At 43.4% G+C, this 14,664-nt stretch carries 16 protein-coding genes and 1 other annotated feature; of the genes, 1 reads left to right on the top strand and 15 read right to left on the bottom strand.

Annotation, left to right across the window (positions count from 1 at the left end; translation table 11 throughout):
* Nucleotides 1–92: 92 nt before the first annotated feature.
* From IGI69_RS06345 to rplU, 15 genes are all read right to left on the bottom strand, one after another.
* On the bottom strand, nt 93–1,004 hold the full coding sequence (locus IGI69_RS06345) for a PTS system mannose/fructose/sorbose family transporter subunit IID (protein WP_005225765.1): 912 nt from the start codon (nt 1,002–1,004) through the stop codon (nt 93–95).
* 20 nt (nt 1,005–1,024) lie between these two features.
* Nucleotides 1,025–1,828 (bottom strand): PTS mannose/fructose/sorbose transporter subunit IIC, encoded by an 804-nt coding sequence (locus IGI69_RS06340; protein ID WP_005225764.1) that lies wholly within the window; start codon nt 1,826–1,828, stop codon nt 1,025–1,027.
* A gap of 30 nt (nt 1,829–1,858) precedes the next feature.
* Complete coding sequence (locus IGI69_RS06335; RefSeq protein WP_005225763.1) at nt 1,859–2,851, bottom strand: mannose/fructose/sorbose PTS transporter subunit IIA; 993 nt, start codon at nt 2,849–2,851, stop codon at nt 1,859–1,861.
* Between the two features lie 69 nt (nt 2,852–2,920).
* The gene (locus IGI69_RS06330) at nt 2,921–3,415 is read right to left on the bottom strand and encodes a PTS system mannose/fructose/N-acetylgalactosamine-transporter subunit IIB (RefSeq protein WP_026008065.1); all 495 of its coding nucleotides are present in this window, start codon (nt 3,413–3,415) and stop codon (nt 2,921–2,923) included.
* 229 nt (nt 3,416–3,644) lie between these two features.
* Nucleotides 3,645–6,419, bottom strand: coding sequence for a sigma-54-dependent transcriptional regulator (locus IGI69_RS06325; RefSeq protein WP_060792504.1), 2,775 nt, complete (start codon nt 6,417–6,419; stop codon nt 3,645–3,647).
* Nucleotides 6,420–6,649: 230 nt separating this feature from the next.
* Nucleotides 6,650–7,183, bottom strand: a complete 534-nt coding sequence (locus IGI69_RS06320; protein WP_086295078.1) for a GNAT family N-acetyltransferase — start codon at nt 7,181–7,183, stop codon at nt 6,650–6,652.
* Nucleotides 7,184–7,279: 96 nt separating this feature from the next.
* On the bottom strand, nt 7,280–8,188 hold the full coding sequence (locus tag IGI69_RS06315; RefSeq protein WP_086295076.1) for a diacylglycerol/lipid kinase family protein: 909 nt from the start codon (nt 8,186–8,188) through the stop codon (nt 7,280–7,282).
* A gap of 145 nt (nt 8,189–8,333) precedes the next feature.
* Nucleotides 8,334–9,125, bottom strand: a complete 792-nt coding sequence (gene phnE / locus IGI69_RS06310) for a phosphonate ABC transporter, permease protein PhnE (protein WP_010747988.1) — start codon at nt 9,123–9,125, stop codon at nt 8,334–8,336.
* Nucleotides 9,122–9,904, bottom strand: coding sequence for a phosphonate ABC transporter, permease protein PhnE (gene phnE / locus IGI69_RS06305; RefSeq protein ID WP_005235330.1), 783 nt, complete (start codon nt 9,902–9,904; stop codon nt 9,122–9,124). The genes phnE (IGI69_RS06310) and phnE (IGI69_RS06305) overlap by 4 nt, the downstream gene beginning before the upstream one ends.
* Nucleotides 9,901–10,689 (bottom strand): phosphonate ABC transporter ATP-binding protein, encoded by a 789-nt coding sequence (gene phnC, locus IGI69_RS06300; protein WP_016610305.1) that lies wholly within the window; start codon nt 10,687–10,689, stop codon nt 9,901–9,903. Before phnC ends, phnE (IGI69_RS06305) begins: the two co-directional genes overlap by 4 nt.
* Before the next feature lie 95 nt (nt 10,690–10,784).
* On the bottom strand, nt 10,785–11,720 hold the full coding sequence (gene phnD / locus IGI69_RS06295) for a phosphate/phosphite/phosphonate ABC transporter substrate-binding protein (RefSeq protein WP_015509497.1): 936 nt from the start codon (nt 11,718–11,720) through the stop codon (nt 10,785–10,787).
* A gap of 460 nt (nt 11,721–12,180) precedes the next feature.
* The gene (locus tag IGI69_RS06290; protein WP_081118057.1) at nt 12,181–12,645 is read right to left on the bottom strand and encodes a GNAT family N-acetyltransferase; all 465 of its coding nucleotides are present in this window, start codon (nt 12,643–12,645) and stop codon (nt 12,181–12,183) included.
* Nucleotides 12,646–12,754: 109 nt separating this feature from the next.
* Nucleotides 12,755–13,048 carry a 50S ribosomal protein L27 gene (gene rpmA, locus IGI69_RS06285; protein WP_003126181.1) on the bottom strand — a complete coding sequence of 98 codons (294 nt, stop codon included), beginning with the start codon at nt 13,046–13,048 and terminating at the stop codon, nt 12,755–12,757.
* A 12-nt stretch (nt 13,049–13,060) separates the two neighbouring features.
* On the bottom strand, nt 13,061–13,405 hold the full coding sequence (locus IGI69_RS06280; RefSeq protein WP_005225752.1) for a ribosomal-processing cysteine protease Prp: 345 nt from the start codon (nt 13,403–13,405) through the stop codon (nt 13,061–13,063).
* 26 nt (nt 13,406–13,431) lie between these two features.
* Nucleotides 13,432–13,740 carry a 50S ribosomal protein L21 gene (gene rplU, locus IGI69_RS06275; protein ID WP_005225751.1) on the bottom strand — a complete coding sequence of 103 codons (309 nt, stop codon included), beginning with the start codon at nt 13,738–13,740 and terminating at the stop codon, nt 13,432–13,434.
* A gap of 19 nt (nt 13,741–13,759) precedes the next feature.
* Nucleotides 13,760–13,830 (bottom strand) — a sequence feature (ribosomal protein L21 leader region).
* Between the two features lie 169 nt (nt 13,831–13,999).
* Between rplU and IGI69_RS06270 the strand changes: the two genes are divergently transcribed.
* A complete protein-coding gene (locus IGI69_RS06270) occupies nt 14,000–14,653 on the top strand; it encodes a uracil-DNA glycosylase (protein ID WP_010747984.1) in 654 nt (217 codons plus the stop codon).
* The last annotated feature ends 11 nt before the right edge of the window (nt 14,654–14,664 follow it).

The raw sequence follows: 14,664 nt of genomic DNA, 5'->3' as shown, positions 1-14,664 counted from the left end.
CGTCTTATTATCTTATTATACGTGTTTGCAGCAGGTTTGGCGAATAAATAAAAAGGTACTTGGGTTGCCCCAAGCACCTTTCATTGAAAAGATTATAACAATCCGATCAAGTGTCCACCGATACCGACTAAGAATAGACCGATAATAATGATGATTGGAGAAACTTTTTTCTTCAATAACCACATACATAATAAAGTAAGCAATAGTGCAGCTAGACCAGGAATCAATTGATCCAAGTTGTTTTGCAATGTTGTTACTTTTGTATCAGTCAACGCACGGCCTTCAGCAACTTGTTGGAAGGCTTGTTGCAAACCAGCAGAGCCAGAAGGCAAGTTCGCCCAATCGACATAAGCACCTTCATCAAGCGGTACGCTTGAGACAACTGGCGCAAATGAGATCGATACCCAACGCTGAACGAGTGACCCTAATACGAACATCCCTAAAATTGAAGCACCTTTTGTTACATCTTGCAACAATCCGCCTGAAAGGTCATCAGTGATTTTTGAACCAGCACGATAGCCGAATTCTTGTGTGTACCACATAAATGCCCAACGGATGATGTTCCATGCAACGAAGAAGATGATTGGACCTAAGATGTTTCCAGCTAAAGCAAGAGAAGCACCTAGAGCACCTAACATCGGACGGACAGTAAACCAGAACACAGGGTCACCGACACCGGCTAAAGGACCCATCATACCAACTTTTACCCCTTGGATCGCTACGTCATCGACAGGCGCGCCATTTGCGCGTTCTTCTTCTAAGGCTAATGTTACCCCTAAGATTGGCGATGCGATATATGGGTGAGTGTTAAAGAATTCTAAGTGACGCTTCAATGCAGCGGCACGGTCTTCTTTTGTTTTGTATAATTTTTTGATTGCTGGAATCATTGAGAATGCCCAACCACCATTTTGCATACGTTCATAGTTCCATGAACCTTGAATGAAGGTAGAGCGCCATGCTACGGCTAAACGATCTTTTTTATTTAATTGAATTTTTTCTGCCATTTTTTTCTCCTCCTTCGATTCTAATAGTCATTCAAGATATCGCCTAGAGGGTCGCCAGTGTTGCTGCCGCCGCCTCCATTTGATGATCCGCCCATTTTAGTTAGGTTCAAGTAGATCAATGCGATTGCTACTGCCAAAGCACCGATAGCGATCAATGTCAATTGAGAAATAGCTGCGATAACGAAACCGATAATGAAGAATGGCCATACTTCACGAGTTGCCATCATGTTGATAACCATTGCATAACCAACGGCAACGACCATACCACCACCGATAGCCATACCATCAGTTAACCATGCAGGCATTGATTCTAAGAAGTTTTGAACAGTTGCAGCAGGAATTGCCAACAATGCAGCTGCAGGAATCGCAATACGAACCCCTTGCATACATACAGCGATCACATGCCACATTTCGATTTTACGAATGTTGCCTTCTTCAGCAGCAGCATCCATAAAGTGAACGATTGGCACAGCCAATGTACGAACGATCATTGTCAAGAACAAACCAGCAACAGCTAGAGGGATCGCAACGGCAATCGCTGTATCAACACCAGCAGTTCCTTGTCCACCTAAAACTAAAATAATTGCAGATGCAACAGACGCCAATGCAGCATCAGGTGCAACAGCGGCACCGATATTTGCCCATCCAAGTGCGATCATTTGTAATGATCCGCCCAAAATGATACATGCTTCCAAATTACCGGTCACTAAACCGATCAAAGTACACGCGACTAGCGGTTGATGGAATTGGAATTCATCCAAGATTCCTTCCATACCAGCTAAAAAGGCAACGAGTACTACTAATACCATAGATATAATAGTCATGATAGACCTCCTATTTAGTTGAATACGTTTCTATTTATTCGCCAATTCATTTTTGGCTTTGCGTAAGATTTCGTCCATGTTGTCTCGAGAGTCATTTGGCACTTTACGTACATCAAATTTGATGCCGCGTCCTTTTAGATCTTCAAATGTCTTCACATCGTCCGTACCCATCGACAATACTTTACTTACAACAACTTTCCCAACAGAGTGAGCCATTGAACCAACGTTCACTTCAGTGATGTCAACGCCGCCTTCAACTGCACGCAATACATCTTGTGGGTTTTCAAATAATAGTAAAGCTTTCGTATTCCCGAAACGAGGGTCTTTAGAAACTTCGATCATTTTGTCCACTGGAATGACGTTCGCTTTTACTCCAGGAGGAGCTGCTTGTTCGATCAGTTTTTTACGCAAATCATCTTTTGCAACTGCATCAGAAACAACGATGATCCGAGATGGATTAACTGATTTTGTCCAAGCTGTAGCGACTTGACCATGTAGCAAACGAGAATCCACACGCGCAAGCACGATTTTGATTTTGCCATCGCCTAGAACAGTTCCCGGAGGAAGTGATCCTTTAGGTTGATCGTCTTGCACAGCTTTTGGTGCTGTCGCTTCTTCTGGTTCAAGCTCTTCTGGTTTGACCTTAACCCCTTCTTTAGCTGTTTCAACGATGTGCGCAGCGATTTCATGCGCAGTGTTCATTGAAAAACGTGAAGCATAGGCTTCGATCACCATTGGTAAATTCATACCAGCAACGATTGCCCATTTGTCTTTGTGATCTTCAAACAAGCTGTTTGCTTGGTTGAAAGGAGTACCACCCCAAAGATCAACTAAGAATAATACTTCTTCTTGATCGTCAAATGTAGCAATTGCTTCTTGCATTTTTGCCTTGATGTCATCTGGACCTTCACTTGGCATCAATGTAACAGCTTTAACATTTTCTTGTTCGCCGAAGATCATTGAACCAGATTGCAAAATGCCGTTAGCAAATTCTCCATGACTTGCTAGGATAATTCCTACCATCTTTTTACCTCCTATATCAAAATTGAAAAATGTGACACGAATACGAAAGAAAAAACAACATCGAAAAAATTAAGGGTGACTACCTTCTTTTTCCAAAATATCCTTCAAAAAGATTTTACGATCAGCTGGAACTTTGCGTATCTCTACTTCTATGCCTTGATTTTGCAAATAAAGCAGCGAAGCAAGATCTTGATCATTGACTGACACGAAATTAGTGATCATCCGTTTTCCCATTGAAAAGCTCATGCCGCCGATATTGACGGAACGAATGTCAATGCCTCCTTTGACCAGAGTCACGACATCTTGAGGGTTGGTAAATAATAACATGACTTTTTGCGTATTAAATAATGTGTTATGCGCCACCTCAAGCATTTTTGCTACTGTCACCACATTGGATTTGATTCCTGGTGGAGCAGCTTCTTTCAAGAGAAACTTCCGTAATTGGTCATTTGCGACCTCATCACTGACCACGATGATTCGATTGATACCAGTCATTTTCGACCAAGCTGTGGCGACCTGACCATGAATCAACCGATCGTCGATTCGGGCAAGACGTATATCCATTCCCATTGTGCAAGCCTCCTACATCCATCGATCCGCTTTTCATATTGAGGATCTGTTCTTTTTTCGATCACCTCCTGTATCCACTTATATAGAAGCAAGAAGCGTGCCAAGTTTTTTCGATACACTATTCTTGAAAAAACCTTAAGAATCAGCATTCGGACAATACACTAAAAAAGATACACTAAAAAATACTGTATCTTTTTTAGTGTATCTGTATTATTTGCAGGATTTAAAAATACATTTCTTTTTCGTGATGGTTTTTGATCAACTCCAGCAGGTAATACTCTTCTGTCTTCGGCACTTCGATATTCATCAAGCGCGAAAATGATTGGACATGCACATGCAATTGGCCGTAAAGAGGATTCTCCTCCATCGCTGCTAAATCAATTTCAGAAACAGTCAATGGTTGACGCAATAAGATCCGCTCCAGCATACCTGCGCCATGCATCACAAAATTGATCTGAAAGCCTTGCTGCGCCCCTACCAAATCCAAATCGTGAATGATCTCTTCGCCAAATTTCCACAACGGCTCTACCACTTTTTTCGCATTAATATAGGTAAAGTTTTCCTCTAAATACCGAACACAGATTTCCTTTGCCTGCCGATCATCTAGCTGCACTTCATCTTCAAAACTCAAATCGTTTTCCAATAAGATATCATCCAACAAAAGATCAACATCTTGGTCGATAAAACGTTCTAATGAAATAAACGGTGCATCGATATGCGGATCAATGATCCCCGTTGCGGCAATCAGCCGGTAGCGCTGTTGAATCTGATCCAAGTCCGTTCTCAGATCCGCCACCGATAAGGTCACTACGTCAACATTTTGATTTTGGCGTTTTGACAATGAGCTTTGGATCAATTCTTTGATGCGCTGCGCTGTCCCTTTTCCCGAAGCGCAGACCGCTAGAATCGCTTTAGGGTGGTGGTTTTGTGTCACTGGTTCTTCCACAGTGACCGCTCCGTATCCGCGGAACTTCCGTAATGAATCATAGAGCTGATCGAGGTCCGTGCCGATCACTGATGCTTTGCGGACCGTCTCGAGGACGATGGAGGTAGTCACCATATCGACTGTTCGAACAGCCACACCCGTTTCTCGCTGGATTTCATTATTAAAGGTCGCTAAGGACCCCATATCGACTAAGAGGATCACCCCACTGCCGTCATTGACTGCTCGTACACTATCCACGATTTTTTTCAACGCCACAGCCGGTGGCATATCTAATGGCATGTCCACCGCTGTCACTTGATCGACTTCCAACAGCTGCTTGACTACTTGTACCATACTACTAGCCGTACTGTTGCCGTGAGCTGCCACAACGACACCAATTTTCCCAGAGGAATGTGTCGTACGCAGTGAAACCAATAGAACTGCCAAGTAATAGGATTCACTTTCAGGAATCGCCACGTGAAAGCTGTCGCCGATGAAGTCGCGGACTTCTTTGGCAACTTCGAACTCTTGGGGGTAATCCGCCACCATTTGACGAATGTTGTCGTTGGTTTGCCGTTCTTCTCCCAAATGGATCTTTTTCAAAAAAGAACTGATATGCAAACTCATCGCGTAAATAAAGTTTTGCTGGAAATCGTAATTTAACCGTTTCCGAACCATCTCATAAATTTGATTTGTTACACTGATCACTTTCTGATCGACAAATTCACTTAGTTTATTGACAGAATTAAAAGAGAAGCCGTGATCTTTATAAAAAGATTTCAAATGAACATTGATATCGGTTGAAATAAAATGATTGATTGCTTCTTGATCCAAACCATCTGCTTTTAATAAGGCTGCTTTATCCCCGATGATGTCGTAGAGATTGTAAGGCAATTCATAGGAATCTGATTGAATATTGTTTAAGTTTTGATTCGGTTGAATGCTGATCTTCGGTTCAAGGATCTTAGAAAGCTCCGCCAGCTCATTGCGGCGATTCCCCAAAACGATCAATCCAGAACGAATCCCTTCTGGCAAATCGATCAAATCGATCTCAATCTCATCTTGTTGCATATGATTCAAAAAGCCCCGTGCACAGACGAGCTGGACATTGGATTTCAATTGACCGATATTCCCAAAACTGACACTGCCGATCAACGCTTTGACTACATCTTCTGTCAAGGTGATCGTCCGCTGAATACGGGACGCCTCTTGCCCGACTAACACCCGAACGAGATCGACTTTTTCTGATGCGGGTCGTTTCTCAAAGAAGGGCAGTTGAATATTGATAGGAATGCGTCGGGTAAAGGTATCTAATAGCGTTGAGTTGGGGTCTTCGGTAGTCGCTCCAACGATTCGGACATTCGCTTGATGATTTTTGCCCGTCTCCCCTAAACGACTAAACGTTCCATGGTCCATAAAGTAAAAAATCATTTCTTGCCCTTCTGGCGGTAATCGATGGATCTCATCGAGAAACAACATACTCTCATCCGCTTGATCAATAATACCGATCTTCTCTTGATCGGCACCCGTAAATGCCCCCCGTACATAACCAAACAAATGGCTCATCAAAAGCTCTGGGTTATTTGCATAGTCTGCACAGTTAAAGACGATCAATTCTTTGTCATCGGCAATTACTTGATTGCTTTTGGCAAACTGAAACATTGCATGGGCAAAGTAGGTTTTTCCAGAACCAGTAGGCCCTGTGATCAAGCAGTTTAGCCCTTTTGGCGGATACAAGATCGCTGCTTTCGCCTGCTCAACAGCATTTTTCATACTTCCGTTGGCACCGATGATCGTCGCAAAAATATCTCGGTCAGAGGGTTTTCCTTGTACCCGTTGAGGGAAGGCTTTTTCTCTTTGCGGGCGACTTTCTTTGTAGCTTGGCACATACTTTTCCCTACTGCTGGGATCGACCCCTGCCGCCCAGTAGCGAACAGGCCGCGAGTCGCTTTTTTCGACGCGCCCTTCTTTGACAAGCTTATTTAAATCCTTACTGGCATTACTGCGCTGAATGGCTAAATGATCGGCAACTTCTGAAGTAGACAACCCTTTCTTTTCCCCTAAGCCGCTCATCGTATTTTCGACGATATATTGATAAATCCGTTCGATTCGCTTGCCCAACAGCTTCGCCTCCTTGTTTTTTCCACTTGAATACTTTACTCATTTTTCTATAAAAAAGCAACTTTTTTTCCGCACAGAAAAAGCAAAATACTTTGTTCGAAAGAGCAATAGAACGTCCTATCACATGCTACTCTCAGCATAAAGCATTTTGCCAAAAAAAGATATTCAAAAGTCAGGATGCGTTAGGCTTTTTCATTGGGAATGAACGCTGGTACCTTCTCAGGAAACCATTGCAGTTCTTTTTGCATCCAAATCACATCGTGCCATTGATTGAACTTATAGCCGACATGCGCAAAATCAGCAACTTTCCGATACCCAAGCTTCTCATGAAAAGCCTCGCTTTGTTGATTGCCTCCTGTAATACATGCAGTCAGATTGACCACGTTTTGCGCTTTTAATTTTTCTTCAAGCGCTTGATAAAGAGCGGTGCCGAGCCCTTTTGCTTTGGCATCCGGTGCTAAATAAACGGTTACTTCAACGGTCCAATCGTACGCCGCCCGTTCTTTATAGGCTGACGCATAGGCATAACCGACGATTTCACCAGCCTCTTCTGCAACGAGATACGGGTAGCGTTTCAAGGTCTTGGCGATGCGTTCCGCGAATTCTTGAACCGATGTCACCTCCGTTTCAAAGGTAATCGGGGTATTTTCTACATAATAAGCATAGATGGCTGTCAAGGCTTGGGCATCTGCAATCGTGGCAGAACGTATCGTCATAGAATCCCTTCTTTCAGTAAATTTTTTCCCAGTATACTCTTTCTGAACAAAAAAAACAATCCGCTTTTGACGGATCGTTTCCTAGCGATAAATGATTTAGCGGGCTTTTTCAGCTCCGCAATACACGGTAAGATGTTGTGGCAGTACCGCTACTGTGATTGGCAATTCAGGTCCTGGATCACCATCGACATTTGTTTCGATCGTTGCCCCATCCGTCAAACGAATCGCAGCTTTATCAAAGGTTTGATAGCCAAGAACATCATTTGATTCTGTCACCCCTTTGAGAAGCTCTGGGACACTTTTGACGGTCTCCCAAAGATTCGTATCCTTCAAGTAGATCAGATGCAATTTGCCGTCATCGGTACTCGCTTTAGGCAAAAGAGATTCGAAACCGCCGATCGTATTGGATGACCCAACGATCATCGTACTGCTTTCCACAGCGATCGTCGTTTTTTCGCCATTATTTTCGGCGGTCACTTCAAACGGATGACTTTCATTTTTCCGCACTTCCCGTAGACCAGAAACAAAATAGGCCATTTTTCCCAGCTTGGTTTTTTCTTCGACTTCTACGTTGTTGATCGCTGCTGGAATCATACCGATCGCCACCACATTGGTAAAATAGGCTTGATTGACCTGACCAATATCGATTTTGCGGGTGTGATCCACTGCAAATGATTCGATAGCTTCTTTAGGATCTAGTGGAATCGCTAATGCTCTGGCTAAATCATTTACTGTTCCCAGCGGGAAGAAACCAAAATTTGGTCGTTTGTCATGAGGGGCTAAGCCATTGACCGCTTCATTGACGGTACCATCACCGCCCATTGCGAAGACACTGTCAAATTCTGTTGCCGCTTCAGAGGCAAAACGTGTGGCATCTCCTTCTTTTTCGGTATGTTTGACCACGACTTCTGAAAAAGCCTCCCGCAGCTTTTCTTCTGCCAGCTGCTCATATTCTTGGGCCTCTTCCCCACCAGAGCTTGGATTGACGATCAATAATGCTTTCATAAAACAGCCTCCTTGTTTGGGTTCATTTTCTATGAATCTAGTATAACAAGTTTCACGAAACCTGTCTTAAACGACCTCCGCCTATCCGCTACAAAAAAACACAGCCTAATCAGACTGTGTTTTTTCGAGTACTCACTTCATTTAATTAAACCAATCGTTTACGCAAACGCCCAGAAATAAAATCAATGATCGTGACCGTCACCACGATCCCTAATAAAATGATTCCTACACGGCTCCATGATCGCGCATTGATGGCAAAGATCATCGGCGTACCGATCCCACCTGCCCCTACGATCCCTAAGATCGAAGCTGAACGGACAGCCAGTTCAAAACGATACAAGGTAAAAGAAAGAAATTCTGGAATCAGTTGTGGCAATGTCGCAAAGCCTAATACATCCCAACGGCTTCCTCCCGCACTAATGACGGATTCCGAGGGACCATGGTCCATGTTTTCGATCGCTTCGCTGTAAAGCTTTGCTAGCATCCCAATGGAATGGACACTGACCGCCAAGACTCCAGCAAAGGAGCCCGGACCCACTGTTTTGATGAACATGATCGCTAAGACGATTTCTGGAAACGTTCGAATCGCCGTCAGCACGATTTTCCCAAATCCCGATAACCAGCGAGGGCTGTTTTTGCTGCGCGCCGCCCAAAAGGCAAAAGGAATACTTAAAATCGATGACAAAAAGGTCCCAACAAAGGCAATCGCGACGGTTTCGATCATCAGACTGATCAAATCTTCGCCATCACCGGTATAAACATAGCCCCAATCAGGATGGATCAGGCCATAAAAGATCGAGCCGACAATTTGACCGACATTTTCTTTAACACCAGCAAAAGGCACGCCAGCAAAAGCCCAGATATAAAGGAGGATAACGACTACTGCGATCAGCCAATTCCGTATTTTTTTCTTCTTCGGTTCTGCTGGCAACATCATAATAATCGCTCCCTTAATCTATTACTAATGGTATCAATCACCAAAACAACTGCAAAAATCACTAAGACGATAATCGAGGTCTGGTCATATCGAAATTGGCTTAAAGATCGTTGTAAGAAAACACCGATTCCGCCTGCGCCGATATACCCAAGAATCGTCGATGCCCGCACATTGATCTCAAAGGCATAAAGCAAGTAACTAAGAAAATGGCTCATGACTTGCGGTACGACTGCATAGCGGATGATATCAAACTTCGATCCTCCAGAAGCCGTGATCGCTTCGATCGGACCTTCATCAATCGTTTCAATCGATTCATAAAACAATTTGGTGATCATCCCAAAAGAAAACACAGAGATGGAGATCACCCCTGCAACGGGACCAATTCCGACAATGGCAACAAATAAAGCCGCCAGCATCAAATCAGGTACCGTCCGAATGATATTCAAAACAAAACGGAAACAACCACTGATCCAATGATTGGTCATGATATTTCGTGCTGCTAAAAGTGAAAACGGAAAGGCCGCCAGTGCACCAAAGGTTGTGCCGATGATCGCCATTTGGATCGTTTGCAAAATCGGCTCAACAATGATTTTGGCATATGCCCAATCAGGATGAGCCATCTTTTGTAAGATGACATTCATTTGACTGCTATTGCTAAAGAACCGTGCCAAATCAACACCTGAAATAGAGCCGCTAACGAACAATACCACTAAAAAAATGACGAGCCAAAGAACATTTTTCCATAGTCCGCTGCGTTTCGGCAACGTATTTGTCGTCATTGTCCCGCCCCTTCCTGCTCTTCCATGATCTCGCTGCCATAAATCTGTTTCAATCGCTGGTCGGTCGCTTCACTGACAGGACCATCAAAAACCAAGCCTCCGTCTCGCAACCCAATGATCCGCGTGCCGTATTCTCTTGCCAATTGGACAGAATGTAAATTGACTACGATGGTGATCCCCAGATCTTGATTGATCCGTTTTAAGTCATTCATGACTTTTTCAGTGGTTAACGGATCCAATGAAGCAACTGGTTCATCCGCTAAAATAATCTTCGGTTCTTGCGTCAACGCCCGGGCAATCGAAACCCGCTGCTGCTGACCGCCAGACAATTCATCGGCTCGGGTATAGACTTTTTCTGCTAAATTGACCCGCTGCAGTGATTGATACGCCAACTCTTTGTCCGCTTGCGGAAACAGACCCAGCAGCATTTTGATCGTGGGATGATAAGCCACCCGCCCCGTTAAGACGTTTCGCAAGACACTCGAACGTTTCACCAAATTGAAGCTTTGGAAAATCATGCCAATGTCTCGACGAATCAAGCGCAGCTCTCTTCCTTTTGCTTTTGTGATCGACTTGTTATCGATTAAAATCTCGCCGCTTGTGATCTCGTGCAGTCGATTGATGGAGCGCAGCATCGTCGATTTACCTGCACCGGATAAGCCCACTACGATGACAAATTCCCCTTTTTTGATATCGATGTTCAAGTCCTTCAACCCCAACACCCCATTTGGGTATTGCTTGGTCACATTCTGAAATGAAATAATCGTTTCGTTCTCTAGAGCCATGATTCTCCTACTTTCTTTCCATTAGGTAAAAATTGCTGTCCATTCGAAAAGGGTACCTCAACTACCGGTACCCTCCCGATCTATTCATCTATTAATTATTGTCCGACTTGTTCCGCATACTCTCTTACGATGTCGAAATTGCTGTCTTGTGAAACAACGTATCCTTCATGAGAGTAAATATCAGAGATGATTTGTTTTCCTTCTTCATCTTTTCCGATCGCGATAAAGGCATCTTGGATTTTTTTGTCCCACTCTTCACTCATATCGCTGCGAACACTGATCGTATCGTTCGGAATCGGTTCGGTAAAGTACATTGGTTCTACCTCATCCATGATTTCTGGGTAATCATTTTTGACCGTGTTACGGGCATCTTCAAAAACGAACGCCGCGTCAACATCGCCATTCAAGACAGATAAGACCGCTTGGTCATGGCCTTTGACTTGAACAGTCGTCACATCCGTATTGATATCGATGCCTGCTTTTTTCATTTCTGCTACTGGCCAAACATAACCGGCAGAAGAAGTAACATCTTGCGTGGCAATCGTTTTGCCTTTTAAATCTTCCAACTCTTTGATGTCGCTGCCGCTTTTTACGACGATCATTGAACGATAGCTATCAACCAATTCATCCGTTGATTCGCCACCAGGCTGCTTGATGCCATAACGCTGTGCTTGCAACAGTACCTTAACATTGCTTTGTTCATTTGCTAAAACATAGGCATTCGGCGGTAAAAAGCCGACATCTACTTGTTTAGAAGCCATTGCTTCGACGATTGTATTGTAGTCAGTGGAAACACTCACTGTGACTGGAATCCCTAATTCATCACTTAATAATTGCTCAAGTGGTTTTGCTTTTGCTTCTAATGTTTCTGCTGCTTGTGATGGGACAAATTGAACGGTCAACTTTTCTGGTACATATCCTGCGTCCTCAGCCGCCGAGTCAGTACTTGCTCCTCCTGAGCCACATGCCGCTAGCGTAACTGCTGCCACCAAACCTAAACCAAACATTGCCGTTTTCTTCCAAACTTTCATCACTTTTTCTCCTTTTCATATAAAAAATCGAACTCATGGAATTCCGAACTTTCCTTTTTGATTATAAAAAACCAACGAATTAAAAACAATCTTTTTCGAATTACGAACGTTTTCTTTTTTGATAATGTTCGTGTTTTGACCGAAATCATTCGTGAGCACATTCTCAATAATCAACGTTTTTCGAAAGTTTCTTTCCATTTGTTCTACTTCCTCAGAGTATCAAATGAATATAAGGTTTGTGTTGTCAACGTGTAAAGATTCTGTTAACAGCAAAAGGAACTTTGTGAACAACAAAGCATGGACATACTCGTCATTCTTACCCCAAGTACACAAAATTTCTTGAAACGTCTAACCAGAAGATGACCGCACACTTTTTTTAACGAAACAACACAAAAAAAGCAGAGGATTCCCTTAAGAACCTCTGCTTTTGACCTCATTCTCTTACTGTAAAAAGAGTCATTTACCCTTGATCCGTTGGCAGCTGCAACAAGAGTACATGCTCGTTCTCAATCATTTCACCCGTCAAAACAAAGCCATTGCGTTCGTAAAGCTTCGTTGCGATCTCGTTGCCATCCACAGCGGAGATCCTTAATTCTTGCGCTTGGATATGGGTTTTGAACCAATCTAACCCAGCAAGAAACGCCTGAGTGCCTAACCCTTGATTTTGGAATTTTTCTGCGATCATAAACCGCTCGATCCACCACGAAGCTTTTGGATAATCCTCATCCGCCTCGTAAAAACTAAATAGGATAAAGCCGACCATTTCCTCACCATTGTATAGGGCAAATGCCTGACGAGGTTCCTCATAGATTGCCTCTAACATTGAGTACCAATTGGGCGCAACAAAATCTTCTTGCTCCTTCGTTGTCTTCAAATTCATGCACGCACGATAGTTTTCTTTCGTGATTTCTTTTAACTGAATCATTGCTTCGCTCCTTATCTAATCCATTATAAATAACTATTTCGTTAAAACGGTTTCATTGGTGTATAAAAAAACACCCAGGTTACTTTTACGTAATCTGGATGTCATTTTCTTATGCTTCTTGCGCTACTGGATACACAGATACTTGCTTTTTGTCGCGGCCTTTACGTTCGAAACGAACAACGCCGTCAACTTTTGCAAACAATGTATCATCTCCACCGATACCTACGTTTACCCCTGGATAAATTTTAGTACCGCGTTGGCGATAAAGGATTGATCCGCCTGAAACGGTTTGACCGTCAGCACGTTTCGCACCTAAACGTTTTGATTGAGAGTCACGTCCGTTAGAAGTAGAACCCCCACCTTTTTTGTGAGCGAAGAATTGCAAATTCATTTTCATCAACATGAGATGCACCTCCTAGTTTTCTTTAGTAGTTTTGATTTGGATATAATCGTTGTACTCTTCTTGAACTGATTGCAAGCCGATCAACAAATTTTCTAAAAGAATTTGTGCGATATTCGACTGCTCTTGGGTCAAACGAGAAGGCAGTGTGACTAATAAGTACCCACCATTTTCGTTATCTGCTTCAACTTTTGGCGCAACGCCAGCCAAAGCATCGATCCCATTGACTGCACTGATCGCTAAAGCGGATGCTGCAGCACAGACGATGTCTTTGCCGTATTCTCCTGCTTGTGCGTGTCCAGCTAGTTCAAAAGAAACAATCCGACCAGAGTCATTTCGTTTGAATGTCCCTTTGATCATATTCGTTACCCTGCTTTTCGTAAGAATTAAGCGTTGATCGCGTCAATAACAACTTTTGTGTAAGGTTGACGGTGACCTTGTTTACGGTGTGAATGTTTTTTAGGTTTGTATTTGAAAGTTACGACTTTCTTTTGTTTGCCGTGTTTTTCAACAGTCCCTTCAACAGTTGCTCCTGCAACGATTGGGGCACCCACTTTTGTTGATTCGCCACCTACTAAGATAACTTCATCAAAAGTAACCTTTTGTCCAGCTTCAACGTCTAATTTTTCAACGTAGATTGCTTGACCCACTTCAACTTTTACTTGTTTCCCACCAGTTTTGATAATTGCGTACATGCTCTACAGCACCTCCTTATAATATACTTAGACTCGCCATCCCAAGTGACTTTCGTACTTACTACTTGTTCTGTGCGGTTGTAGCTGTGGAGTCCACAATTACAACAGATTAACTTTATCAAAATGTTTTCCTAAAGTCAATCACTAATTAAGGAAAAGACAGAATTCTTTTGCTACTAGTCATTTCCTTTTGTGCATTTTTTATTTTCTATTACTATAGAAGAAAGAGCACAAGTGAAACAGAATTGGAGGAGTTTTCATGCAATACCCCAAAGAATTAGCCACTGCCGTTCAACAGGCGTCCCGCAGTTATCCGTTGGAAGGATTTGTTCCCGGTCAAGGACCGCTGCAGCCCAAATTGATGATCGTTGGGGAAGCCCCTGGACGAACCGAAATCGAGAATTTTATTCCTTTTAGCGGACAAGCAGGAAAAGAATTGATGAAATCGTTGGCTTTAGCCGGTTTGACCCGTGAGGATGTCTACATCACCAGCGCTGTTCGCAGCCGCCCATACTCCGTCAAAGAACGGATCAACAAGCGCAGCGGTGCCCATGAGATCGTCCATCCCAATCGGACACCTACCAAAAAAGAAGTCTTGCTACACGCACCGCTGCTTGACTACGAGTTGTCCGTTGTAGATCCGCCTGTCATTGCAACTGTTGGCAATATCGGACTGCAGAGATTATTAGGCAACGCCTATTATATCAAAGATCACCATGGCGAAGTGATCCGTTCCAAAATACAAGAAAGCAATCCAACAAAAGATGGCTATCAATGGTCGGAAAAAGAATATTTGATCGTGCCGATGTATCATCCCGCTGCGATCTTTTACAATCGAACGTTGACTCCGCAAATCGAAGCCGATTGGCGAGGGTTAAGAAACATCCTCTCACAAATACCAGCCGACGAATAACGACCAGTCCC

It is taken from the genome of Enterococcus sp. DIV1083b, assembly GCF_051713705.1.
GTDB classification, from domain to species: Bacteria; Bacillota; Bacilli; order Lactobacillales; family Enterococcaceae; genus Enterococcus_D; species Enterococcus_D casseliflavus.
The sequence above is the reverse complement of the archived record's forward strand: the minus strand, read 5'-3'. Positions and strand labels throughout refer to the sequence as shown.

What these genes read in the sequence shown, in the direction of transcription:
- IGI69_RS06345 (WP_005225765.1), bottom strand. Translation starts at nt 1,004, where the DNA reads ATGGCAGAAAAAATTCAATTAAATAAAAAAGATCGTTTAGCCGTAGCA.
- IGI69_RS06340 (WP_005225764.1), bottom strand. Translation starts at nt 1,828, where the DNA reads ATGACTATTATATCTATGGTATTAGTAGTACTCGTTGCCTTTTTAGCT.
- IGI69_RS06335 (WP_005225763.1), bottom strand. Translation starts at nt 2,851, where the DNA reads ATGGTAGGAATTATCCTAGCAAGTCATGGAGAATTTGCTAACGGCATT.
- IGI69_RS06330 (WP_026008065.1), bottom strand. Translation starts at nt 3,415, where the DNA reads ATGGATATACGTCTTGCCCGAATCGACGATCGGTTGATTCATGGTCAG.
- IGI69_RS06325 (WP_060792504.1), bottom strand. Translation starts at nt 6,419, where the DNA reads ATGAGCGGCTTAGGGGAAAAGAAAGGGTTGTCTACTTCAGAAGTTGCC.
- IGI69_RS06320 (WP_086295078.1), bottom strand. Translation starts at nt 7,183, where the DNA reads ATGACGATACGTTCTGCCACGATTGCAGATGCCCAAGCCTTGACAGCC.
- IGI69_RS06315 (WP_086295076.1), bottom strand. Translation starts at nt 8,188, where the DNA reads ATGAAAGCATTATTGATCGTCAATCCAAGCTCTGGTGGGGAAGAGGCC.
- phnE (WP_010747988.1), bottom strand. Translation starts at nt 9,125, where the DNA reads ATGATGTTGCCAGCAGAACCGAAGAAGAAAAAAATACGGAATTGGCTG.
- phnE (WP_005235330.1), bottom strand. Translation starts at nt 9,904, where the DNA reads ATGACGACAAATACGTTGCCGAAACGCAGCGGACTATGGAAAAATGTT.
- phnC (WP_016610305.1), bottom strand. Translation starts at nt 10,689, where the DNA reads ATGGCTCTAGAGAACGAAACGATTATTTCATTTCAGAATGTGACCAAG.
- phnD (WP_015509497.1), bottom strand. Translation starts at nt 11,720, where the DNA reads ATGAAAGTTTGGAAGAAAACGGCAATGTTTGGTTTAGGTTTGGTGGCA.
- IGI69_RS06290 (WP_081118057.1), bottom strand. Translation starts at nt 12,645, where the DNA reads ATGATTCAGTTAAAAGAAATCACGAAAGAAAACTATCGTGCGTGCATG.
- rpmA (WP_003126181.1), bottom strand. Translation starts at nt 13,048, where the DNA reads ATGTTGATGAAAATGAATTTGCAATTCTTCGCTCACAAAAAAGGTGGG.
- IGI69_RS06280 (WP_005225752.1), bottom strand. Translation starts at nt 13,405, where the DNA reads ATGATCAAAGGGACATTCAAACGAAATGACTCTGGTCGGATTGTTTCT.
- rplU (WP_005225751.1), bottom strand. Translation starts at nt 13,740, where the DNA reads ATGTACGCAATTATCAAAACTGGTGGGAAACAAGTAAAAGTTGAAGTG.
- IGI69_RS06270 (WP_010747984.1), top strand. Translation starts at nt 14,000, where the DNA reads ATGCAATACCCCAAAGAATTAGCCACTGCCGTTCAACAGGCGTCCCGC.